Below are 23,917 nucleotides of genomic sequence, written 5' to 3' on the forward strand. Positions count from 1 at the left end.
GTGACGAGCGTCTTACGGTTAAAGGGACGGATGAGAGACGGATTTACCCGACAGGTCATTTCGTGAATTATTCATGACATGCCTAAGCTTATGTATTTCAACGTATAATTATTGACCCGTTTTCGCGGGCGACCTCAAAGCCGTGCACAACCGCCAGGGTCTCCAACTGGCTTTGCGGGTCATCGAGGCGCAAACGGCCGATGATGCGCTTATCTTTCAGGGCCGCGTTTTCAAAGCGGATGGCCACACCGGAGCGGCGGGTAAATTCCTGCGCGACTCGCTCTAAGCTCCAGTTATCGGGCTCGATCCAGCCGGCGCGCCAGTCACCACCGTCCGGATCAAAGGCCGCCAGCGGTGTGATGGCACCATCCGCCAGGCGCGCCCTCATGCCGCGGGTGAACAGGCCAAATTTACGGTCGTTGCCCTTGAGCCTGACCTTGCCCTCATAGACATTCAGTTCAACGCCATCCGGCATATAGCTTAGGTTAAACTGGGTGCCTAAGACCCGGACATCGCCGCCATCGAGCGCGACCGTAAAGGGCCGGTCGGCATCTTTGGCGACGGCAAAATAGGCCTCCCCCTGGCTTAGGCGCACATGACGGCGATAGGGGGTTATGCGGGCTTCCACGCGGCTGGCACCATTGATATGCAGATCGGTGCCATCGCTTAAGCGCACCTCACGCGGCTGTCCGGCCTCCGTTTCATAGACGCTGAGCGGTGTGAACTGATCATACACGACCGGCGGCAGCAAGAAGGCGGCAACTGCGACCGCAGCGGCGGCCATGATGCCACCGGCCATGAACCTACGCCGCGTCGCCTTCACGGCAGCTATATTGACGGCAGGCGGGGTGTCAAAGGCCGCCAGCGCATCGTTCAACGCCGCGTCGCGCGCCACACGCATCAGGGTATCATAGGCGATCCGGTGGCGGGGATCGCGCGTGATCCACTCATCGAAGGCTGCGGTCGTGAACTTTGTATCGTGCAGCTGGCGATCAACAAATCCGGCGGCAACGTCCCAAATGGTGTCTGTGATATCCGCCGTCTCAGGAGTCATATTTTACGCGCTTCTTTTCGGCTTTTTCGAGATGGTCGTGCAGTTGGCGCAGGGCCCGTGAGATATGTTTTTCGACGGCGTCAGGACTAAGGTTCAGGGCCTTGCCAATCTCTTCGCAGGTTTCGCCCCGGACGCGCCTACGGATCAGTACTTCGCGCCGCAGCGGCGGCATCCCTTTTAAGGCATCCGTGAAAACATCCAGTCGCTGGCGGTGCATCAGGATCTGCTCCGGCAAGGGTTGATTGCAGGCAAGGTCAGTGTCGATTTCTTCGGTGGGACGCGCTTTGGCAGCCCGGAAATGGTCGTTAATCAGGTTGGTGGCGATGGTGCGGGCCAGAGCGGTGAGGTTCTCGACGGCGTGGCGGCGACTGTAGCTGATCAGGCGGGTCAGGGTTTCCTGGACCACATCTTCGCGCACGGCCTCATCGCGCACCTTGCCCGCGACAAACTGCATGAGACGGCCGCGCTCCTGCGGCACCCAGAAATGTTCGGGTAGTCCTGTGGCCATGCCTGCTGAATAGACGGCTTGGGTGACAGTTATATTACAACGTCATTGTTGCAACGCCTATCGGTCCGCCTATTCAACCCTCACGACTGAATGCCGAGTGCTGTCAATATCTTGCCGGACAGAGATTGCTTAACCTCAAATATATCCGCCCACGGATCGGTTTTGAGGGTTGTGAGGCGCTTAGGCACCGTGGCAATGGTAAACTCATCCGGTTTAAGTTTGGGGGGCAACTCATCCCAGGCGATCGGCGTGGCCACGGTCGCACCATCACGGGCACGCACGGCAAAGGGGGCAATGGCGGTGGCGGTATAGTCGTTGCGTAGATAGTCGATGAAGACCTTACCTTTGCGCGCGGCCTTTGACGCCGTGGCGATATAGCGCTTAGGGTTATCGTGCGCCATCGACTGGGCAATGACGCGGGTAAAGGCCTTGATGGCGTCCCAGTCATGCTCAGGCATGATCGGCACGGTAACATGCAGGCCCTTGCCGCCGGTGGTTTTCAGGAAGCTTTGCAGGCCAAACTCAGCCATGCGATCGCGCACCTCGGTAGCGCCCGCGATAACATCCTCCCATTTGGCGTCTGGATCCGGATCGAGGTCGAAAATCATCCGGTCAGGCCGGTCATGACCCGAGGCCATGCAGCCCCACGGATGGATTTCAATCACCCCCCATTGGATCAGGCTGATCAGGCCCTTGGCGTCTTCAATCATGATGTAGGATTCGCGCCGGCCCTTGACCTTGATGCCGCTGTCCTTGACGTGGGCCATTTTGGCCAGACCCATGTGGCGCTGGAAAAAGCAGTCACCACCAATGCCTTCCGGGCAGCGAATCATCGAGATCGGCCGTCCGGCAATGTGGGGCAGGATATGGTCGGCAACGCTGAAGTAATATTGGGCGATATCGACCTTGGTGATATTCGTGCCTGGATAGACAATGCGGTCAGGGTGGGAGATACGCACGCCGCCGACCTCAGAGTCTTTTGAGGACTTGCGCGGGGCAGTGGGTTTGGTTTTGGGGGCCACCCTGACCTCCTTTTCAGCTTCGGTCTCAGCCTTGGCGGTTTTGACGGCGTAGTCGCGGCTGACCTCTGTGGCCGGTTTGTCATCGCGCAGGCCCTGAAACGACGGGTGGCGCAGGCGGCCGTCTGAGGTCCACTCGCCGAACTGCACCTCGGCCACCAGCTTAGGCGTCACCCAGTTCGCCCCGCGTCGGGCCAGGGCCGGCACGCCCTCAAACGGATTATCATCAGCCAGGGTATCGAGGCGTCTGCGCAGGTCTATAGAGCTATCAGCCGTAAAACCGGTGCCGACCTTGCCCGCATAGATCAGGCGATCCTCGTCATAATAACCGACCAGCAGCGCAGCGATGCCGCGTCCGCCCTTAGCGGGCAGGGTAAAGCCGCCAATGACAAATTCCTGACGCTTATGGCACTTGATCTTCAGCCACGACTTGCCGCGGCCTGAGCTATAGGGGGCATCAGCCCGTTTAGAGATCAGGCCCTCCATATCCATGTCGCAGATTTGCTGATGAAAGCTGTCGCCTTTTTTTGTAAAGTGCTCCGAATAGTTGATGCGATCATCGGTATCGGCGGCGTTCAGCATGGCTTCCAACTTGGCCTTGCGATCCAGCAGGGGCAGGGCGCGCAGGTCTTCGCCGTCCAGATGCAGGAAATCGAAAACGTAATATTGCAACGGGGCGCTATCCTCCCCACTCAAGGTCGCCTGCAGGGCTTTAAAATTGATGCGGCCATCATCATCTACGGCCACGATTTCGCCGTCGAGTATGGCGGATTTTACCGGCAGACGGCCCAAAATTTCCGGCAGGGGCGCAAACTTGGCGGTCCAGTCTAACCCCGTGCGGGTTAGGAGGCGGGCGGTGCCATTCTCGATCAGCGCCTGTATTCGGTAGCCATCAAATTTGATTTCATGCACCCATTTATCGCCTTGCGGGATGCTGACGGCCAAGGTCGCGAGTTCGGGCGGGACGAATTTGAGTTTCCCTGACTTGGCGGCCTTGGCAGGGGTGTCTTTTGGGCGCGAGTTCCAGACGTTATTGCCCGCTTTGGCGATGTCGTCCATCGACCGGCCACTGATGATGGAGGTGGCCATAGTCTCCAGCCAGCTTTCCGCATCGTCTGTTGTGGATGCTTCATCCTTATGCTTGATTAGCAGCCAGTTGGCGCGTCCCTTATCTTGCGGACGCGGTTTCATGCGCACCAGCGCCCAGTCGCCGGTCAAACGCTGCCCATGCAGCCGGAATTTGAGATTGCCGTCTTTTAAGCCCTTATGTGGGTCTTCCAGCGGCTCCCATGTCCCTTCGTCCCACATCATGACCGTGCCCCCGCCGTACTGGCCTTTGGGGATAATGCCCTCAAAACTGCCGTAACTGACGGGGTGGCCCTCGGTTTCGACCGCCAGCCGTTTATCATCGGGGTTGAGACTGGGCCCGCGGGTTACGGCCCAGGATTTCAGCACCCCGTCCAGTTCCAACCGGAAATCATAATGCAGACGGGTGGCGGCATGTTTCTGGATCAGGTAGCGAAATCCGCTGCCATCGCCCAGCTTACCTTCCGGTTCGGCGGTTTTGGTAAAATCGCGCTTCTGATTATAAAGGTCGAGACTTGCCATTTAGCTGGCCTTTTTGCGCGGCGCTTTGGTGGAAGTTTTGGCGGTGGCGGGTTTGGCTTTCGTCGTCGTCTTGGGTTTGGCCTTTGCGGTGGGCTTTGTCGCTGGTTTGTCACCCTCTTTATCCTGCAAACTTTTGCGCAGGGCATCCATCAGGTTGATGACCTTGGCGGCTGGGCGATCCTCTTCAACGGCGGTCGGTTCACGGTTTTCGATCTTGGAATCAATCAGGTCCTGCAAGGCCTGGCGGTAGTGATCCTTAAACTTACCCGCGTCGAAATTAGCCGTTTTGCGCCGGATCAGTTCCTTGGCCAAGTCCAGTTCTTCGGAGGATGCCTTGGCGTCGATATCTTCAAAATAAGGGTCCGATTCGCGCAGTTCATCCTCATAACGTAGGGTGTGCAGCAACAACCCGCTGCCGCAAGGCTTGACCGAACATAACCGCTCGCGCCCGCCGATCGCCAATTGGCCTAAGCCCACCTTTTTAGTCTGGCGCAGGGCATCGCGGATCACGGCAAAGGTGTCTTCGTCGGCTGATTTTTGCGGGGCGACGAAATAGGGGCTGTCGAAATAGATATCGTCAATGTCAGCCGCGGCGGCAAACTGCACGATATCGAGCGTGCGCAATGACGGGATTTTCAAATCCTTGATCTCATCCGGTTCGATCAGGACATATTCACCCTTTTCAACCTCATAGCCCTTAATGATATCGTCGCGCTCGACCTCGGTGCCGTCGTCGGTGACGTTCTGGTGGCGGATTCGCTGACCAGTTTTGCGGTAGATTTCGTGCATGGCAATGGTGCGCGAACGATTGAGCGCCGAATAGATACTGACCGGCAAGGTCACCAGCGACATGCGCAAATTGCCGCTCCAATAGGGTCGCAAAGCCATTTTGGCCTCCGGATATGGGTTTCGTCAGAGGGTGCGCTTACCTCGCGTAAAAAGTCAGTCGGAATGTCATTTTTATATGGCGCACCGTACGCTTGGAAAATGCTTACCAAATCCAAAGACCTGCGCACCGGCAATCCGTTATGGCTGTCTAAGCCTAAGCCGCGCATTCCGACCTCAAAACTGACCAAAGATCAGCGCACCGATATCGTCATTATCGGGGCCGGTATTACTGGCGCTATGGCCGCTGAATCCCTAAGTGCGGCCGGTTTTAAGATCATTCTGCTTGACCGGCGCGGGCCGCTGAAAGGGGCAACCTCGGCCTCCACCGCCCTGTTGCAGTATGAGATCGACACGCCGCTGACCGTGCTGTTGGGCCAGATCGGGCGCGATAAGGCCATGCGGGCCTGGCGGCGGTCTAAGCTGGCGCTGGAGAGCCTTCATGCGCGGATATCGTCTCTGGGGTTGAAATGCGATGTAAAGCCAGTCTGTTCGCTGTTTCTGGCGGGCAATGTTCTGGACGCGGATGGTCTTAAAGAAGAGGCCAAAAACCGAAATGAAATCGGGCTTTATACCGATTACCTCACCCGCGACATGTTGAAAAACGATCACGATATCCGCCGAATCGCCGCCCTTAAGGCCTATGATAATCTGTCGGTCAATCCGGTCAAACTGGCCGGTGGGTTTCTGCTCAAGGCCATAGGCCAGGGCGCGCAGGTCTTTGCGCCGGTGACCGCCGAGAGGGTCGAGACCCACCGCGACGGCGCCGATGTAATCACCGCTGAGGGGCCGGTGATCCGTGCCCGCTACGTCATCTATGCTAGCGGCTATGAGATGCCGAAAGATATCCGCACCCGTCGCCATAGCCTCAATTCGACCTACGCCATCGCCACCCGCCCACAACCGGATAAGCTGTGGCCGCAGAAATGCCTGATCTGGGAAGCGTCTGATCCTTATCTCTATATGCGTTGCACGGCGGATGGCCGAGTTATCTGCGGCGGTGAGGACGAGGAATTTGAGGACGAGGACAAGCGTGACGGGATGCTTACCGAAAAGGTCGCGCGGCTGGAGGCCAAGCTTAAGGACATATTTCCACAGCTTGACACCAAGGCCGATTTTGCTTGGTGCGGCTCATTCGGGGCCTCAGCCACCGGCTTGCCGACCATAGGCGCGGTGCCGGGTAAGGCCAATGTGTTTGCCATTATGGCTTACGGCGGAAATGGTATTACGTTCAGCCGGTTAGGGGCGGAACTTCTGACCACGACGCTCACCGGCGGGCAGGACCCCGAGGCGGATTTATTTGAGTTTTGAATTCGGGGGCTTGCCCGTTTAGACTGTTGCTGAACGGAGTGCAGCATGAACCAGATCCCGGCGCAGGATAGCCGTGCCAGACGCCTGAAAGCTCTGACCAGCGGGACGCATGATCGGCTGGATAAGGCGATTATGGTTGGTGATCCGTTTGCCAACCGCGCGAACTATGCGAAATTTCTGAAGGTTCAGTATCTGTTTCACCGTGATATTGCCGCACTTTATCAGGTAGCCGAACTGGAGGGTTTACTGCCTGATCTGGTCGGGCGGCGCCGGTTTGAGGCGGTGGCGCAGGATTTGGCCGATCTTGGGGTGGCGGATATTCAGGGACTTGAGGCCGATCCCGCGCGATTTGTGGCCGGGGAGATCATTGATGTTCCGACGGCCTTGGGGTGGCTTTATGTCGCCGAAGGCTCCAGTCTTGGAGCGGCCTTTCTGCTTAAATTCGCCGCAAAACTGGGGCTGAATGCCAAATACGGTGCCCGTCATCTGGCGCCGGCGGATGAGGGACGGGGGTTGCACTGGCGCACCTTTACGGCCGCACTTGACAGCATCGACCTGACGGCGGAAGAAGACGCGCGCGTTGTGTCCGGCGCTGAAGCGGCTTTTGTGAGCGTGCACGCGCGGGTGCGGCAATTTTTTGACTGACTAATCGGCGCCGGTTTTACATCAAGCCAACTGACATAGATCCAGTTCGTTGAAATCGCCGTAGTCGAGGTTCTCCCCGCCCATCGCCCAGATAAAGGCGTAGTTGGATGTGCCGGCACCGCAATGGATCGACCACGGCGGACAGATCACGGCCTGCTCATTGGCGGCGATCAGGTGGCGGGTATTGTCGGGCTGTCCCATAAAGTGAAACACCCGGTCATTGGCGCCCATATCAAAGTAAAAATAGGCTTCTGAGCGGCGGTCATGCAGGTGCGGCGGCATGGTGTTCCAGACGCTGCCGGGTTTAAGCAGGGTCAAGCCCAGCAGAAGCTGCGCCGATCGGCAGACGCGCGGTACGATCAACTGATGGATGGTGCGCTCATTGGAGGTTTCAAGGCTGCCGCGTTCCAGCGGCTGACTGTCCTTAAGGGCAATGCGCACGGTCGGGTAGGGTTGATGCGACGGGGTGGACGCCAGATAAAAGCGCGCCGGTTTGTCCGGGCTGTCGCTTTCAAACGATACATCACCGCTACCACTGCCGATATATAGCGCATCGAGCGGGGCAAGCGAAAACGCCACGCCGTCGACGCGCACAACACCCGCGCCTGAACCGACATTGACCACACCCATTTCCCGCCGGTCCAGCAGCGAGGTGCCGGCCGCCGAGGGCGGTTCGGTCAACCTCGGTAATGCCACCGCCGTGCTGACGGGGGCTGCCCCGCCGATGACGAGGCGTTCCTGATGGACATAGTTGAGCCGGATATCATCGGTCGCAAACAGATCGGTGATCAAATATCGATCTCGTAGGGCCTTGGTGTCAGCCGTCGCCAGTTGGTCAGGATGGGTGGCGTAATAGGTCTTATGAAACACGTTACACTTAACCCTTCACAGGCGCGCGGGTCGGTTTGACCTCAACCGCATAGACATGGTTGTCACCGTGCATATTGGAGCAGAACACGATCCACTTATCGTCGGGCGTAAAGCGCAGATTGGGCTCCAGCCGGTAGTCGTGGGCCGACATATCGACCAGACGGGTGGAGGTGAACTTTTCAATGGTGATCAGGTCGTCATCATATGACGGCAGGTCGGCATCGACGATGGTGACGGCCTCCAGCAGTGATATCCATTTGCCATCGGGCGCGTGAGCCACCATGTCAAAATCACCGCCGTCGCTGGCAAAGGTCACCCCGTCATGGGCGACGTTGAAGTGCACGCCCCAGTCGTTTTGTTCGACCCGTTTCCAGACGCGCTTGCCGGTCGCCAGTTCAAGACCTGCGACCCAGAACACCTGACCGCGCGGCGTTTGCAGGTCAAACCACAGCCACTTGCCGTCCTGGCTGAAGAACTCATGGCCCCAGATTTCCATATTCATGGTGCGGGTGTGGACTGAGCGCAGGTTGGTGCCATCAGCATTGATCAGCTTGATGCGATCCACCCGGTGCCACGGCCCTTCCATGCAAAAGCGGATCAGATTCGGATCGGTCGGTGAAAACTGGGCGTGGCCGATCCATTCTTCGGTGCTGTAGATGACTTTGCGCGTGCCGGTCTTGATGTCGATGGTAAACAGCTCGGCGGGCACACGCGAGGCCCAGCGCTCCAGCATCCGCACACCCTTCGCCTTGGCGAAGTTGAGCGGCTTACCGTCGGGCCCAAGGGCGGCATATTCGGCCTGACCGAACTTTTCAAGGCTGTCCTTGTCCTTGGGCTGCAACGGTTTGGCACCGTATGCGACCGTGCCGAGCAGCACCGTGTCGTCAGCGTTCATGGCGCTGATCTGACCGGCAGGGATGCGGGCGACCTGACGCTTTTTCTTCGTGTCGATATTGATGGCAAAGATGGTCTTGGGCCGGTCGGCGGGCAGGGCCTCACCCGCATCGGTGACGGCGTAATAGATGTCGCGCGATTTACGGGCGGCGAACAAAAGGTCATTCCCTGCGCCGGTAACCAGCGGTGTCACTTTCCAGGTTTTGAGATCAACCGTCTGAATGCCGGTCGGCGATTTGATGACCATGATATCGCCCTGCGGCGTGTAGACATGGCGGTAGAAGTACATGCCCTGCGCACCGGCCTCTTCCGACACACGGATAATGCGGTGGCCGGTTTTGGGGTCTATCCAATCTTTCGGGATTGGGCCTGCAGGCTTTGCAGGAGTCGCGGGCGCGGTTTGCGCGCTGGCCTGCGTCATCGACATACCAATAGCCGAGGCTCCGGCCAGAAAGCCTTTGAGGGCGGTGCGGCGTGTTCCGGTGGTCATGGCGGTACTCCTTACTTAACGGGCGCGAATGAAAAGGTCTGGGACTTCACAAAGGCGTCCCATGCCTCACGCGATTTGAAATCAAGCCCGCCGTCCCAGGCCGAGCCCATGTAGTAGGTAAAGGGCTTGCCCGGTGTGACCTTCAGCAGGATCAGGTAGTTTTCAGCGTCCTCAGTGAAGCCTGTGACCATGGCCGGATCAGCGGCGATGGTAATGCCGATGCTGCCGTTGACGCTGGCCGGTTCCCAGAAGCTCAAAGTCCCGGATTTGGCATCCTTGGTGACGATGCCATTGCCCGCATCGCCTTTGCGTTTGATGATGCCAATGGCGACGATCAGCGGATCTTTGGTATCCGAAGAGATGGTCGAGGTCATGCGCGTGAAGTTCGACCCCAGCGGCAGTGAAAACGTCCGTGTCTCCCAGACTTTGCGCGTTACATCGACCGGCCACGGGCGGTAATCAACCTTGAATTTGGCTTCGTCCCCGCCGGTTTTCAGGATCTCATATGTGCTGAAATTACGCGATGTCCACAGCTTATTGTCATACCAGATGCCAAGCCCACCCGCCCCGCGGCCACGCCCGACATCGTAATAATCTAAGCCTTCGCCGCGATCGACGTGGTAGTTCGGGAACTTAAGCTGGCGGTCCATATAGGGGTAGCGCACGCGCTTCGCCCAGACATCAATGCCGGAGCCGGACGGGGCTTCGCGGGCTTCCAGAGCGGGGCCATAGATGCGGTGGGCGACCTTATCATTTTCCCAAAGCAGGTCATCAAACCGGTCGGGCGCAAAGCGGGCGACGGCGCGCGGGGTGTGATCAGCGGGCGGAGTCAGTTTTTCAACATTGGCCGGGCGTTTTAGCGTGGCCGGATCGTAGGCGAGGGCGCGGGTCGCGCGCATTTCGGCAGCGCGGCGCTTTTTCTCTTCGTCGCCAATGACCGTCACCGGCGCAATCGGCTGCGGCGTGGTGGCAAAGATCGTGGCTTCATCGTCGCGGGCCGGTTCGGCTTCGGGCAGGGCCTGCGTTGCCCCATTCAGATTCATGACCTCGATCCCGGCCAACAGATAAGCCCCTGTCGCATAGGGCCCGACATCCTCGGCTTTGGTGGGCACCGGGCGGTCGCCGGTCTTTTGCGCCGCGCCGATCAGACCGTTGGCCAGGACATGGCGGTTAAGCGCCGCCCAGCCTTTGAGTGCTGACGGTTGATAGGTCGCGCGGTCGAGCAGGCCGTGGTTGATCCCCCAGGCCAGGGCATAAACAAAGAACGCCGAGCCCGACGTTTCCGCTTCGGGGAAAGACTTCGGATCGTTGAGATCGGTCGCCCACAGGCCGTCGGGGCGTTGTAAGTCTTTGATGCGGGCCGCCATCTTGGTGAAGGTGGTGACGTAAAACTCGCGGCCCTCAAAATCCGCCGGCATGGACTCCAGCGTGCGCGCCAGCCCCCCCATGACCCAGCCATTGCCGCGTGACCAGTAGATCGGCTGGCCACCCGCGCCCTTATGATGTTCGTCCTTAAAGCGCTCATCCCGCAGGAACAGGCGGTCGTCTTCGACCCACAGGCGGGCTGCCGTGCGCCGCCATTCCTTATCCATCGCCTTGAGGTATTTCATATCACCGGTCAGCGCGGTCTGACGCGCCAGAACGGGCGGGGCCATATAGAGCGCGTCACACCACCACCAGATCAGGCTTTCCGTCTCCTGAGCGCGGTTCAGGTGCGGCACCATGTAATCCAGACGCTGCTGCAAGGGCATGATCACGCCTTGCTGGCCACGGCGGGCATAGATTTCCTGATAGAGATCACCAATCGCCACATCGTCGGCATTGAGCAGCAGGCGCTCGGCCCGCGCGCCGCGAAAGGCGTAGTTATAGTGTTCGGCAGTGGCGGTCAAAAACCGCAGAATGTCTGTATTGTCGGACTCGCGCGCCAGACGCGCTGCGCCGACATAGAAGGTGGCGGCCACCCAGTTGGACGAAATTTCCGACAGGTTTGAGCCGGTCGAAAGCTGGATGGGGCGGCGGCTCATGTCAGCGATTTGCGACGCAGCGACATAGTCCAGCGCGGACAAAACGGACTGACGCGACGGGACGCTGGCCGGCGAAAACTCAAGATCGGGTCGTGCGGGGGGGGTAAGCCAACGGGTCTCAATACCAGCCACCTGAGCAGGGGCGGACGTTTGCGCATAGGCGGGTATCGCGCCGATCATGGCCAGTGACAGGGCTGAGGACAGCATAATCGCGCGCATATTCATAAGGTAATCCTTTAAGCTATAAACAGATCGATTTTAACGCTGACCTTAAGGAAAAAAGGTCCGGCCCCAACGAATCAGGGCCGGACAGGGCCAGGAGAGTATCCGTTAAAATCAGAAGGTCGTGGTTACACCCACATAGTAACGGCGACCGGAGTACAGAGTATCGAAGACGTATGGGGTACCTCCGCCAATGTCACGCAGTTCGTCCGGCGCATAACGGGTGACGGTATCATCCAGCAGGTTCTTGCCTTCGATGAAGAACTCAAGGTTCTTATTGACCTTATAAGAGGCGCGGCCATCCAGAGACTTTGAGCCGTTCTTATAGACGGGGGTAACCGTCTTGAAGTAACTGGTGGCACCGCCGGCGGGTGGCAGGTCTATGCCGATAGCGTTTTGAACCGCTTCGGTAGGCACACGGTTTGTACCTTCGGAAGCGTCGATACGGTTATAGTAGAAGTCCCGTTCCTGATAGGCGATACGGGCGTTGATACGGCCGTCATCATACCAGAAGTTGATATTGTAGTAGTAGCTTGATTGATTGATCGGAGGCAAAGGCTTGCCGGTCAGCGGATCGACGGCCGTGTAGCTGGCGTTGTCTTCTGTGGTCGAGTAGTTGAATCCACCGCCTGTATATCTCAGGAAGCTGGGCAGGAACGTAAAGGCGGTACGGGCGGCGACTTCGAAGCCGGTTTGTTTCAGACCGCCATCGCCATCCCGATAGGTGGGGGCGATATAGGTGTTGCCTTCCAGTTCATATTCCGGAAGCACAACATCATCATCAGGCCGTCCGGTTTTGACGTCGATAGAGTAGGTTCCAACGCTTACCTGGGTATCGCGGTTCGGATACCATTCCAGCGACAGGTTTTGAGTGGTGGCTTCATAGCCTTTAAGCTCCGGGTTGCCGATACGGCCTGAGCATCTCTTTTCGCTGACAGGTTCGCTCTCAACGTCAGCATCGGCATCATTCCAGTAGCCGGGGAAGGCTACGCCCAGTTCTTCCAGGGTCGCCTGGTCGGCGGCGCTGATGAAGTTACAGGTGGATGCCGATGTGCCGGTAAGCTGGGTCATGCTGGGCCGGGCGCGTTGTTTTGCGCTCGCATAGCGGATAACCAGTTGATCTTCGATCGGCCAGATCGCCAGGTTGAAGCTCGGCAGGAAGTCTTCGGATTCGCGGGAAATTTCCGTTGTCCGGCGTGAGACCAGTGTGGTGACCGTCGGGTCGACACCCACAGCACCGGCACGGATCGCGGCAATGTCCACGGGATCAAGCGTGGTTGTCTGGAAGTTAACCGAAGGGGCCGCCTCAACCTTGATCTTCTGATAGCGGACGCCGAGGTTACCCATGACATCCATACCAAACAGGCGGGTTTCAAAGTCACCCATTAGGTAGGCTGACGTGGTCAGTTCTGTGGTCGAGTAGCTGGGGCGCGTATAGGTCTTGCCGTCCGAAGCGATACATTCATACAGGCAATCAAGATTGTGCGCGCTGAGATCAGCATACTTGCTCAGAGTGCCATAGAAATCATCGAAATCAAACGCTTTCCAGGAATCTATCAGGCTGCCGCGATCGGGCATACCGTTGAAATAGTTGGCGCCGGGCAAGGTGATCAGGCTGTTGTTGATCAACTCTTCATACTGAGCTCGCGTCAGCATATGTTCCTTTTCCAGTCGATCCTGACTGGTGCTGATCGTATTGATGGTGGTGGAACCGAACTGACAGTTGGCATTGGTGACGGTCGGGTCGCAGAACTTGACATAGTCAAGGCTTCTGGCGCGAGACAGGGTGACACCCGGCGCAATCAGGAAGCCACCTTCACGCCATGTCTGGTTCTCACGATTGGTATGAGAGCCACCGAACTTAATGGATTTCAGCGGCCCGAAATTATCGAAGCTACGCGTCACATCCATCTGATAGTTCCACTCTTTGTTCTTATCTGCCTGAGGTGTGTACTCAAGACGTGCCGTTGTGCCGGGGTTTTGGAAGACGCCGGGACGCACGCCGCCCAAGCCTGTTGAACGGTTGTCAGGGGCGGTTGGGTAGTATGACGCGGGGTTGTTCAGATCGAAGTTAGGCACCTCGAAGGTCCAAAGGCCATTTTCCGGGATCATATAGAAGCGCGCCTGAGGAATGGAGGCGATGATCTTAAAGGCATCGTCTTCGCGTTCACCCTTGGCAAAACCGTATTGGATACGGGCTTTCGCGACCCACTGATCGCGTTTGAAATCGGCACCGACCTGGGAATAGTGCTGCTCATTGGTGCGCTGAATGTCACGAACCTGGCTGTCGTAGTTCAAGGTAGTAACGCCGTTACCTCTGATCAGGTCGTACTGCGTGACGTAGTGGTTTTCATTGACCACGACGTTACGCATATTGGTGGACAATATGCCGGAGGCGTTGGTCGATCCGGTCGGGGCTATGATTTGCAGGTTATAGGCCTGAAAATCCTGCTTGCGAATATTCGGGTTATATGAGGCAAAAATGGTCAGGTCGTCGTTTACACGGTAGTCCGCACGCAACTGGAACGAGGTGCGGGTATCGCGGCGGTTTTCACGACGCATACGTGGCAGGGACGGCGTAAAGTCTTCCCATTGCGCATAGCAGTTCAGACGGCTGTTGATACCAGTGGTGGGCAGGGCCGCACAACCGGCCTTGGTCGTGACGGCTGCGGCTACCGGGTCATATGGTGTGGTAAAGGATTTTTCCGGCGAATTGTCGTGATCGCCAAAGGGTTGGTAGCCAACCTGCTTGTCCGACACGCTGTTGAAATCGGTTGAGGTGCGGGCATCGTCATAGGTGGCGTTGAACAAAACCCCCAGACGACCATCAAGGAACTTGCGCGTGAAAATAGTGTTGATGCGCGGCGACCAGTGACCATCCAGCGTATTCTTTTGATACTGAACATTTAACTTATACAGCGGCTTGGCGAAATCCAGACCGTTACGCTGCTCGATCTTGACCGTGCCGCCGACGCCGCCGGAACGCATGTCAGCGGTCTGACCCTTGATGACGTCCACGCTCTTGATCAGATCGGACGACATATCGCCCAGTCCGGTGACCGAACGACCGTTTTGCGAGTCGGTTGGCAACATGGACATGCCGTCAACTTCGATGCGGATAAGATCGGCGGCCTGACCGCGGATCGTAAAGCCGCCGGTATCGCCGGAATCGGTGACGTCGAGGGCCACACCGGCGATGCGGGCGATGGCTTCACCGACGTTCTTGTCCGGGAAGTTGCCGACGTCATCAGCGACGATCGAATCCTGAGTGGTGGCGGCGCGTTTTTTACGATTGATGGCCGATTGTTCAGCTCTACGGGCGCCGACGACGATAACTTCCTGCACATCGTCCGTGGTGGTGGCTTCCGGTGCCGTCGTCGCAGCGTCCTGTGCCTGGACGGTTCCCGCCAGCGCTATCGACATCGCCAGCGCCGAAGCGCCCAGCAAATATTTAAATTCCTTGTGTTTCATGGTTTCCTACCCCTTTTTTTGGTGATGGTTTTTTGGTGGTTCAATCGTCGCGCTACCGGTGTCATTTTATGTAGCGCGGTTATGGGCTAATGGCCTTTAGGTCAGACCGGTTATATTTTCGGTATTCTCCAGAATGATCTTCCCCCCGTTTTGGGCCACGATCCGGCTGCGGGCGACATGCACGTTGCGGGCGTGGCGAATGACGCCGAACTGAGCGGCTTCGATATCGATGTCCTCAAGGTGGATGTCCGAAAGCGGTGCGTCCGGATAGGCCTCAAGCTCGATGGCGGTTTTCAGCCCGCGCGCTCTGACGCGGCTGATGTGGATGTCGTGGACCTGCGGCAGGCCCTTATCCTTGGGCACCTGCGTGGTCAGGGTTGTCCAGTAGGACGGGTAATCGGTCAGGTCGTCCGGAATCTTGGCGTAGGAATAGGCCGGAAACCAGTTGAGGTTGATGCGAATGCCGGTTTCGGCCTCACTCACGTCGATGTCGCGGATATGGATGTCTGAGGCCCTGCCGCCGCGCGTGGCGGCCGATTTAAACAGTATGCCGTAACGCACTGGCCCGACGACCTTAAGGCCGTAAACCCGTACATTGCGGATGCCGCCGGAGGTTTCCGACCCAAACGTGATTCCGGCATAGGCGGTGCGCACGGTTGAGTTGCGGATGACGACATTCTCGGTCGGGCGGTTGACCCTCAAGCCATCGGCGTCGCGTCCGGCCTTAAGGCACAGGGCGTCGTCATTGGCGTCGATATCGGCATTTTCGACCAAGACCGTATGGGAGGAATCGATGTCGACGCCGTCGGTCGACGGGCCCTTGCCATCAACGTTGTTGCGTACCGTAATGCCAGAGACTTTGACATTGTTGGAATAGACGACCTGCACCGTCCAGAAACCGGAGCGGGTCAGCATCAGGCCGCCGCCCAGTTCGACGCGACTGGAATTATAGATCTGGATCAGGCGCGGGCGCTTGGCGTCATAATCGGCCGCCCAGCGCAGGCCACGGGCTTCGTAATCATAGCGGATCGAATTGAAGCGCTCCCAGAACACCTTGCCATTGCCGTCGATCGTGCCTTCACCATAGATTTTGACATCGCTTTGGCCGTAGACATTGAGCAGGGCCGACGGCCACGACAGCTCAATCCCCGCGATGCGCGTCGGCATATCCGGATAGCCCGCGATATCCTGCTCACCCATCAGGGTCACGCCCTTATCAAGACGAAGCGCCATGCCGGATTTCAGGAACAAAGATCCGGTCAGATAGGTGCCGGGTTTGAGCACCAGAGTGCCATGAACCGCGGCTGTGGCGTCAATGGCCCGTTGCAGGGCGGCGGTATCATTGGTGATGCCGTCACCTTTAGCACCGTAGGCTGATGCGTGGATAACCGCGTCGGTCAGGTCCTTCGGAGCGTCAATGGCGATGTCGTCGGCATCGGCGGCAAGTGCTGGCACGCCCAAGCCAAAGCCCGTCGCCGCCACCGTAGCGCAGGTCATTTTCAGGAAAAGGCGTCGCACGAAAGGGGCCATTACGGGTTCGCAGCCTTCCATGCCAGATAGGCGTCAATGGCCTTTTGCGGGCTGTTGCCGTACCAGGAATAGCCGTTGCGGCGGCCCTTGGAGATTTCATTGACATCGTTATGGATGAACTTACTCCAGTCGCCGAAGATCGGCTTACCCGTCCTGATGTCGTAATTGCGCGACCAGATCGGCCCAGCACCGGGCTTGGCGATCAGCTTACGGCCTTCTTCGGGACTGACCGAGGTAAAGGCCACGTCGTAAACCGCATGATCTTTGAGCCATTGAACGCCGGTATGGACCGCCGCTTTGAGTTGGGGTGAGGGGTTGGATTGGCGCATCAGGAACAGCAGAACATCGCTGCTTTCGGCGCTGGCCAGCGAGCGTGGCTCATAGTTGCGGGCCGAGATGGGCTTTAAAGTCAGAGCATCGACCTGCTGCGGCCAGACGGTCTTTTTGCCGTTCACAACCACCTGCGAGTCCAGAATGATCTTGACGGCGCGCGCGCTGGCGGCTCCAGCCTTCTGGCGCAGTTCCGCAGGCACAAAAGCGAAATCGGCATGGCCTTCGGCGACGTCTTCTAAAATATCAGCGGCCTTGGCCACCGCATTGTCATTAAAGGTGATGCCGTCATGGAAGCCTCCCTCCAGCGGATAGTTCTGCGGCCAGCCGCCATTGGGGTACTGGGCCATCAGCAGGTAGGTCACGCCCTTAATGATGCTGGCGCGGTAGGCGTCACCCTCGGCACCCGGTAACTGCGCCTGAACCTTGCCCAAAAAGCGCATTTCGGTGGTGGTGGCGTCGTTATCGAGCGTGCCGACAAAGGTCCAGAACTGGTCGCGCGGTTCATCAAAGCTGCCGGTGCCGACCGTCATGGTCTCGGCATTATTACTATAGCGCTGGCCTTTGAGACGCGGCGGTTTGGTGCGATCCTGATTCTTGCTCCAGCCGCCGGACGGGGTTTGAAAGCTGACGATCGTATCGGCTATCGCGCGCGCCTCAGCCGTGGCATACCACGCTGCGTCCTTATTCAGCACCATCTTGCCGCTGCCCGCGGTAGGTGGGGGCGGGGCGGCCTCGCCGGGTTGAAGCTCTGCGGCCAAGGTGGCGCGGTCAAAGGTCATCTGCTGCTCGGACCTCAGAATATAGGCGCTCCACGCCGCGCGATCCGCCTCAGCCACCTCACTCAGGCGTGTCACACTGACCTCAGTCGCCGGGGTATTGACCCCGATGACCGCCGCCGTGGCGTGCGCTGCAAACACCATTCCGATTACCGGGATTGCGCCCGACCATCTACCCAGTTTCATTTCCGTCCCTATTATCGGATTATTATTTCAAAAACGATACGTTAGGTCTGAGCGGCTGTAAACGAAAATGCTCGATTTCGACGGATTTTTTGCAAATGTTTTTATTAGTGAATGGTAACTCGTTTCATGCCAATTTATTTGAAATAAAAAGGCCTTAATTCGAGTATTTGTATGATTAAATATGCTTCTTAGTGACGTCGCAGAGTCTGTACTGACTTTGCCTTAAGGTGCCGCTTAACGGGACGCTGCGCGGTTTTCTGAGGCGTCAGAGGTGCCGTCTTAGCCGCACAGACGCAAATATCGTTCCGATAATTGAAACTTCATATTGATAATGAAGCGCATTAAGGTCAGTGTTCCAGACTGACGCCCATCAGGCCGATGACCACCTCATTGGCGACGGCGCGCACACTCAAGCTTTTGAGGGTTTTCGACGGATCGAGATCGAGCGCCAGCACATTGGCCGCGCCACCGTCGATTTTTTCACGGTCCTTCCGGCCTTTTGACTCCGGCCCTGGCACCCAGACCTTACCGGTTTTCAGATCGACCCGGACGGGGGCTTCACCGCACAGGCGGAACTGATAGTCGTCGATGAAGTAGTCGCGCTCGATCGGCCACCAATTGTCGGGGTTGCGCAGTTCCAGATTTGCGGTGGTCCCGTCGGTATAGGTGACGATGACCTCACCATTGGTGATGCGGCTTTGCATGTGGTTGGTCGATCCGGCCATCAGCAGATAGGCGCGTTTCGCCTTGCCGGACAGCTTGACGCTGATCTCATCGGGGTAGTTGTCCCACAGGGAGGCAAAGGCGATGTTGTTGGTATCGCCTGCCGGGGTTTTGAAGTTTAACCCTTTGATCGGCGTGATCTGCCCGCCGGAGGCGCGTAAGGCCTTATCATCAATAGTGGCGGTGGCATTGACGTGACCGGCCCAGGCTCCAATGCCTTGGGCGGGCATGGCAAGCGACACGAAAGGCGAGCGTGGTGAGCGGTACTTACCCGGTGCGAAGATCGCCGTAACCTTATCGTTAAAGGCCGCGCTGATATCGATCGGCTCAACCGCAGCCGTGCCGCTGGCCCAGACCGGTGCATTGACCGGACAGGTGGCGGGTAGAGTGGGCGTAGCATCGAGCGCGTACCATTCAAACGCGCCCTGACGCTTCTGGCTGAACGGCGCGGTGGCAGCCACGGTCGTGGTTTTCGCGGCATCAATCGCCTGACCGGCCCAGACGATGCGAATTTCGGCGGCGGCTGACAATGGCGCTTCGATGCGCAGTTTCGGTGCGCCGACGCTTTTGAGGGCCGTCCACTTTACCGGCTGACCGTTGACGGTGACGGCTTCCACACCATCCTGACGGGCAGGGATATCTAGGACTGTGCGTTCAAAGGTTTTGCCGGTCTGGCTGACCTGCCACGTCTCAATCTGTCCTTCGCGCTTAAACCCGAACGTCAGGTTCGGGTGGGTCAGGCGGGCATGATCCCATTCGGCCGGAAAGCCGGGGGTGAGCGTCAATGTGTGGCTTAAGGCATCGGGCTTGACGCCAAACAGGCCTTCAACCACGGTGCGCGACATCACACCGGCGCCATCGGCAAAGTCGCGCTGGCTTTCACGGCGGTAGACATCGAGGTAGTTCAGGCTGCCGACATTGCCGGGGGCGATGCCCATAAAGAAGCTGGCCAAAATGCCGCCGCGGGTGATTTCATAGGCCGTATCGGATCGTCCCGCCTGCCACAGCCCCAGCGCGGTATGTAGGTTTTCACCCATGACGACATTGTTGATCGACCAGCTATAGGGCATCCAGTCGGTGCTGGGCAGCATCCGGTAGGGGCGGTCGTTCGGGACATTTTCGCCGGTCACCGGCAGGGGCTTGAAGCTGCGTTCAATATCGGCGGCCATGCGGGCCGCCTCAAAGGCATCAGGCACGCCGGAGTCCATGGTGTGATAAAAGCTCCATACGCCATAGCTGGGGTGGAGCATTTGTCCACCCAGATAGTCTTTATATTCGCCAAACGCGCCGCGATCTTCCATCCACAGGTGGGTTTTCATGGCCTTGGCGATTAGGGCGGCCTCGGCCTCATAAGGGGCGGGGTCTTTACCGATCAGGCGGGCGAGGCGGGCGACCATGCGGTTATGATAGAGGTTATAGGCGGTCGTGTAGGCGACCCCGCCGCCGCTATATTGCACATCATCCGACGCCCAGATGGCGGCATAGGCTTCATAGAGCGGCAGCTTATCGGGGCCGAACTCACGGCGGAATAGGCGCTGCTCCCACGCCAGATGGCGCTCTAACGCAGGCCAGACTTCGCGGGCATAGTCCAGATCGCCGGTCCACAGGATATGGCGGAACATGGCGTCGAAAAAGCCGATGTTCATATCATAGTGGGTGTTGGACAGGTCGCCATTGGTATGCAGCCCAACCGGATTGCGGGCCAGATTGGTGGCCTCTTCGGCGGGAGCCACATGATCGGGGATGAGCTTGATGTTCTGCTTGCGCGTCCACAGGTTCAGGTTTTCCCGCGCCCGGTCGTGCCAGCCCAGGGCATCGAGCGCATAAGGGCCGCGCCAGCCCAGCAGTCGCGCCCGCCAGGCGATTGCGCCGTGGGTAATGCCGCCGCCAGCGTCATTGACATCCCACAGGGCATCGGCGGCGACATTGAGCGCGCCCATAGCGGCATCAAGATGCGGATCGGGGGTTTCGGTACGCACGCGATTACGCAAGGTCTCAAAATGGCGGCGGGTCAGATCGAACTGGGCGGCGAGGTCTTTGGCCGCGTAGGGGGCAATGGTGGTGACGGTGTTGGGGCCGGTGCCGGTATTGCCGGCGGTGACATCGCGGTAATCGCCCAGTTCAGGCGCGGCCCCTTTGCGGGTGACCTGCACCGTCAAGAACACCGGTTTGTCGGTCAGTTTGAGGTGACCGATCACGACCTTTGTGGGGGCCTCGGCGGAGGATGCTAATAAAGCCGCCGGATCAGCCCACATTTGCGCATCGGCCAGCCTGATCGTGACGGGGGCGGAGACCGTGCCGGTTAACCCTGAGTTTTTGCCATCGGCGGTAAAGCCCTGCTTCATCAATCCGTAGCGGGTATCGGCGGCGACCTCCGGCTTGAACTGGAAATACTCGCTGATCGGCACATTTTCAGTCCCGATATCGCCGTCGCGTTTGCCGCGTACACCGTTACCGCCGCCAAACGCGAACACCAGTTCCGCCCCCTTGGGCAGGGTGTGACCGGTCGCGCGCACCGATAGGCCTTCAACCGAATGATAGGCGATGACCTCAAGCTCGATCCGGCCATTTGGCCCTAGCAGCGGGTCACGGATAGTATAAAGCATCTCACCGGGGCGGTAGCGGGTCTCGATCTCTGCCGCATCACTGAACCACTTCACCCCCGCCGATGTGCGTACGCCTAAGCGGACATTGCCGCCACGGCCGGGCAGATAAAGCGAAAACTCCGGCTTATCACCCGCATCAACCCGAAAGGCCGTGTGGCCGCCGTAAAGGGCGCGGTTGAAATATTCCGCGCCATTGCGAATAATGAAATCGCCGCCCTCTGGCCGGTAGCGCATCGGCGTTGCCAGTTGTCCCTCAAGGTTCGGCGTCAGGCCGCGCGTGGCCGACGGCACGGCCGACTGAGCCAAAACCTGCGGGCTGTAGCTTAAGGCCGGTGTGGCCAGCAGCAGGCACCACAGGGCGGCAGTCGATCGCAGGTTACGGGGCATTTTGGCATTTCCTCTGGAGTTTTTTTATACTTGATGCGGTTAAAGCGAAGGTCGGATACCTTCGACCTTGACCTTCCAGTCCTTGGGGAAGCCGGGGGCGTGGCCGGTCTGGTCGTCCCAGCCACCGGCCATCAGGGCAATCGCCAGCAACAACCCACCATTTGACGGGAAATAGGTTTCCGCCGCCCGCTGATAGCCATGCCCGTCAAGGCCCGCGTCGGCCTGCACACCCGCACCCGTCGCGGTCGGCACGAACGCGGCGGCATGGGCATCCAGATGGACGCGCGGGGTCATGCCGCTTGTGCCAAATTTATTGTTTTTGGCGTCGAAAAACAGCCAGTCGATGGCCTCATCCGGCGCGCCCAACCGTGTGGCGGTCATGGCCATCATCGGATAGTCCCAGCCCCAGGTCTGACGCAGATCCCAGTCACGCTTCATCCGGTCGAGTGTATTACGCATCACCGGTTTATCGACATCGCGTCCGGGCAGCCAGCCGAGCGGCATCAGGAACGACATGTGGTCGCGGTTCTGGCAGGTCTCGGCAATCGCATTGCTTTTGCAGGTATCTGCCGCCTTATCCCAGAAACCGGGTTCTGAGCCGACCGGCAGGTAAAGCCCGTCCTTTTGCGGCAGGTCCGGCCATTTGGCCAGAACCGCGTCCCAGTCGGCGCGGCGCGGCTGACCCGTTCGTTCGCGCCAGCTTTGGGCGGTCTCGATCCCCCAGCGGAAATAGGCCAGTTCAAACATCGGATTAAAAGTGGTCAGCGGCGGGAAGTTTTCCTGTACCGGAATAACCGGCGGGCCGAGGCGATAGCGACCGGATGCGGTATCCAGTACCATGATCGAGGCCAGCAGATCGGCGCTGTCCTCGACCAGTTGGCCATAGGTTTTCAGGACTCGTTGATCGCCGCCAGCACGATAAAGCAATTCCGACATATAGATCGGGTGCGGCTGCTGCCACAGGATGAAGGGAGAGACTTTTGAGGGGCTGTCGGCACCATCAGGGCCGATCATCTTGGGCCACCACGCGCCCTTGACACCCTGTTCGTCGGCGCGGACGCGGGCCTTGGGCAGGAAGGTGGTATACCAGCCGAGGCTTTTCTCCAGCAACTGCGGTCGACCCCACAGGGCAAAATGTGCCGAATGCCACGGATGCATCTCAAGGTGCGACTTGCCGTTCCAGCTATTGGAAAACAGCCCTTCTTCCTGCGGCGGGAAGGCCCCTGCAGCATTCACGGCCATCAGATATTGCGACAGGATAATCCGGCGTTCCAGTTCGGTCGCGCGCGGATCGGGGCTGCCCGCCAGCTCGACCATGCCGCCGTTTGACCAATAGTCGCGCCAGTGACGCTCCGCCGCCGTTTTCGCGTCCGCTGGGCTGGGCAGGTCGAGGGCAGGGGTATTGGCAAACGCCGCCGTGACCGTCAGGGTTTTGGCTTTTGAGGTGGCGCGATAGGTGTGGGCTTCAGCTTTTTCGACGGACGCACCGGGGGCATGGATGCGGCTGTAATAGACCGTGTCATCAATCTGGCGTTTCAGGCGGATATCGCCAGCCTTGCGCGAAACTTCAGTCGTGCTGTGGCCATCAGGGTTTGTCCAGTCTGACGGATCGGGATTGAGGGATTTTGATACGCCGGGAAAGCGCACGGTCACACCCAATCGGTCCTGCGCCACCAGAGCGGAGGTCACCTCGGCCATGATCGCATCCTGATCGGCCAAGACGCGGGTCACAACTGTGACGGCCTCGCCATCGTATATAAACCGGCTGGTCAGGGTGCCGGTCCACATATCCAGCGTCTGATGCGTGTCTTTTATATCCGCGAATTTTGCAGGCGTGCCGTCCCTGGCGCGCAGGTCGAGCGACACCCGCCCCAGAGAAAAGCGGTGCGGGTTTTCGCGGATGTAGGCTATGGCCGGATTGGTCGCCGCGTCGGCCCAGTCCTTAATATAGCCATAGCGGCGGGTGTGGCCGTTCACCTCGATCGGGACTTGAGTGTCAGCGACGGTGTAGCCGTTTGGATTGGGAAAGCTATGCCAGGCCCATTGGGCTTCGGTCAGCAGGGGCGCGATTTTACTATAGGGTTCGGTGAAGGTCTGAAGGCCGGTGATGTCGGCGGTAAAGCCGATATTGCCGTTGCCCAGCATCAGGGGGGCATGAGGATCGATTGTCGTCAAAACCGGATTATGGCGCCGGACCAGACGTTCGCGATCTATCCGGCCTGCGCGGGCAGCGTGGGCGGGCGGGCTGAGCAGAGAGGCGCTTGCCGCGGCGGCAGCGGTCATCATCAGGTGTCGGCGCGAAAGATTCGGCACGGTTGGGTCCTTTTTGTTGCCTCGCGGAGACCAATTACCTTACGGGCTGGTCTCACATTTTT

At 58.7% G+C, this 23,917-nt stretch carries 14 protein-coding genes; 2 read left to right on the forward strand and 12 right to left on the reverse strand.

Annotated features, from left to right (window positions below):
• Positions 1-97 precede the first annotated feature (97 nt).
• The 4 genes from OVA03_RS16690 to OVA03_RS16705 form a co-directional block, all read right to left on the reverse strand.
• Positions 98-1,054, reverse strand: coding sequence for a FecR family protein (locus OVA03_RS16690; protein WP_267526153.1), 957 nt, complete (start codon positions 1,052-1,054; stop codon positions 98-100).
• Positions 1,044-1,562, reverse strand: a complete 519-nt coding sequence (locus OVA03_RS16695; protein WP_267526154.1) for an RNA polymerase sigma factor — start codon at positions 1,560-1,562, stop codon at positions 1,044-1,046. The genes OVA03_RS16690 and OVA03_RS16695 overlap by 11 nt, the downstream gene beginning before the upstream one ends.
• 80 nt (positions 1,563-1,642) lie before the next feature.
• A complete protein-coding gene (ligD, locus tag OVA03_RS16700) occupies positions 1,643-4,189 on the reverse strand; it encodes a DNA ligase D (RefSeq protein ID WP_267526155.1) in 2,547 nt (848 codons plus the stop codon).
• Positions 4,190-5,077 (reverse strand): Ku protein, encoded by an 888-nt coding sequence (locus tag OVA03_RS16705; protein WP_267526156.1) that lies wholly within the window; start codon positions 5,075-5,077, stop codon positions 4,190-4,192.
• Positions 5,078-5,176: 99 nt separating this feature from the next.
• Between OVA03_RS16705 and OVA03_RS16710 the strand changes: the two genes are divergently transcribed.
• Positions 5,177-6,385 (forward strand): NAD(P)/FAD-dependent oxidoreductase, encoded by a 1,209-nt coding sequence (locus OVA03_RS16710; RefSeq protein ID WP_267526157.1) that lies wholly within the window; start codon positions 5,177-5,179, stop codon positions 6,383-6,385.
• 45 nt (positions 6,386-6,430) lie between these two features.
• Positions 6,431-7,030, forward strand: coding sequence for a biliverdin-producing heme oxygenase (locus OVA03_RS16715; protein ID WP_267526158.1), 600 nt, complete (start codon positions 6,431-6,433; stop codon positions 7,028-7,030).
• 21 nt (positions 7,031-7,051) lie between these two features.
• Here OVA03_RS16715 and kduI read toward each other — a convergent pair whose 3' ends face one another.
• The 8 genes from kduI to OVA03_RS16755 all read right to left on the reverse strand — a co-directional run bounded on the left by kduI (position 7,052) and on the right by OVA03_RS16755 (position 23,855).
• Entirely contained in the window at positions 7,052-7,900 is an 849-nt protein-coding gene (gene kduI, locus OVA03_RS16720) for a 5-dehydro-4-deoxy-D-glucuronate isomerase (RefSeq protein WP_267526159.1), read from the reverse strand.
• A gap of 7 nt (positions 7,901-7,907) precedes the next feature.
• On the reverse strand, positions 7,908-9,284 hold the full coding sequence (locus OVA03_RS16725) for an oligogalacturonate lyase family protein (RefSeq protein WP_267526160.1): 1,377 nt from the start codon (positions 9,282-9,284) through the stop codon (positions 7,908-7,910).
• Positions 9,285-9,295: 11 nt separating this feature from the next.
• Positions 9,296-11,533 carry a glycoside hydrolase family 88 protein gene (locus tag OVA03_RS16730; protein ID WP_267526161.1) on the reverse strand — a complete coding sequence of 746 codons (2,238 nt, stop codon included), beginning with the start codon at positions 11,531-11,533 and terminating at the stop codon, positions 9,296-9,298.
• Positions 11,534-11,644: 111 nt separating this feature from the next.
• Positions 11,645-15,001 (reverse strand): TonB-dependent receptor, encoded by a 3,357-nt coding sequence (locus tag OVA03_RS16735; protein WP_267526162.1) that lies wholly within the window; start codon positions 14,999-15,001, stop codon positions 11,645-11,647.
• 96 nt (positions 15,002-15,097) lie between these two features.
• Complete coding sequence (locus OVA03_RS16740; RefSeq protein WP_267526163.1) at positions 15,098-16,519, reverse strand: glycoside hydrolase family 28 protein; 1,422 nt, start codon at positions 16,517-16,519, stop codon at positions 15,098-15,100.
• An 11-nt stretch (positions 16,520-16,530) separates the two neighbouring features.
• Complete coding sequence (pelA, locus tag OVA03_RS16745; RefSeq protein ID WP_267526164.1) at positions 16,531-17,826, reverse strand: pectate lyase; 1,296 nt, start codon at positions 17,824-17,826, stop codon at positions 16,531-16,533.
• 347 nt (positions 17,827-18,173) lie between these two features.
• Positions 18,174-21,542 (reverse strand): DUF4450 domain-containing protein, encoded by a 3,369-nt coding sequence (locus tag OVA03_RS16750; protein ID WP_267526165.1) that lies wholly within the window; start codon positions 21,540-21,542, stop codon positions 18,174-18,176.
• A gap of 39 nt (positions 21,543-21,581) precedes the next feature.
• The gene (locus tag OVA03_RS16755; RefSeq protein ID WP_267526166.1) at positions 21,582-23,855 is read right to left on the reverse strand and encodes a hypothetical protein; all 2,274 of its coding nucleotides are present in this window, start codon (positions 23,853-23,855) and stop codon (positions 21,582-21,584) included.
• Between the last annotated feature and the right edge of the window lie 62 nt (positions 23,856-23,917).

Source organism: Asticcacaulis sp. SL142, assembly GCF_026625745.1.
Lineage (GTDB): Bacteria > Pseudomonadota > Alphaproteobacteria > Caulobacterales > Caulobacteraceae > Asticcacaulis.

What these genes read in the sequence shown, in the direction of transcription:
- OVA03_RS16690 (WP_267526153.1), bottom strand. Translation starts at nt 1,054, where the DNA reads ATGACTCCTGAGACGGCGGATATCACAGACACCATTTGGGACGTTGCC.
- OVA03_RS16695 (WP_267526154.1), bottom strand. Translation starts at nt 1,562, where the DNA reads ATGGCCACAGGACTACCCGAACATTTCTGGGTGCCGCAGGAGCGCGGC.
- ligD (WP_267526155.1), bottom strand. Translation starts at nt 4,189, where the DNA reads ATGGCAAGTCTCGACCTTTATAATCAGAAGCGCGATTTTACCAAAACC.
- OVA03_RS16705 (WP_267526156.1), bottom strand. Translation starts at nt 5,077, where the DNA reads ATGGCTTTGCGACCCTATTGGAGCGGCAATTTGCGCATGTCGCTGGTG.
- OVA03_RS16710 (WP_267526157.1), top strand. Translation starts at nt 5,177, where the DNA reads ATGCTTACCAAATCCAAAGACCTGCGCACCGGCAATCCGTTATGGCTG.
- OVA03_RS16715 (WP_267526158.1), top strand. Translation starts at nt 6,431, where the DNA reads ATGAACCAGATCCCGGCGCAGGATAGCCGTGCCAGACGCCTGAAAGCT.
- OVA03_RS16725 (WP_267526160.1), bottom strand. Translation starts at nt 9,284, where the DNA reads ATGACCACCGGAACACGCCGCACCGCCCTCAAAGGCTTTCTGGCCGGA.
- OVA03_RS16730 (WP_267526161.1), bottom strand. Translation starts at nt 11,533, where the DNA reads ATGAATATGCGCGCGATTATGCTGTCCTCAGCCCTGTCACTGGCCATG.
- OVA03_RS16735 (WP_267526162.1), bottom strand. Translation starts at nt 15,001, where the DNA reads ATGAAACACAAGGAATTTAAATATTTGCTGGGCGCTTCGGCGCTGGCG.
- pelA (WP_267526164.1), bottom strand. Translation starts at nt 17,826, where the DNA reads ATGAAACTGGGTAGATGGTCGGGCGCAATCCCGGTAATCGGAATGGTG.
- OVA03_RS16750 (WP_267526165.1), bottom strand. Translation starts at nt 21,542, where the DNA reads ATGCCCCGTAACCTGCGATCGACTGCCGCCCTGTGGTGCCTGCTGCTG.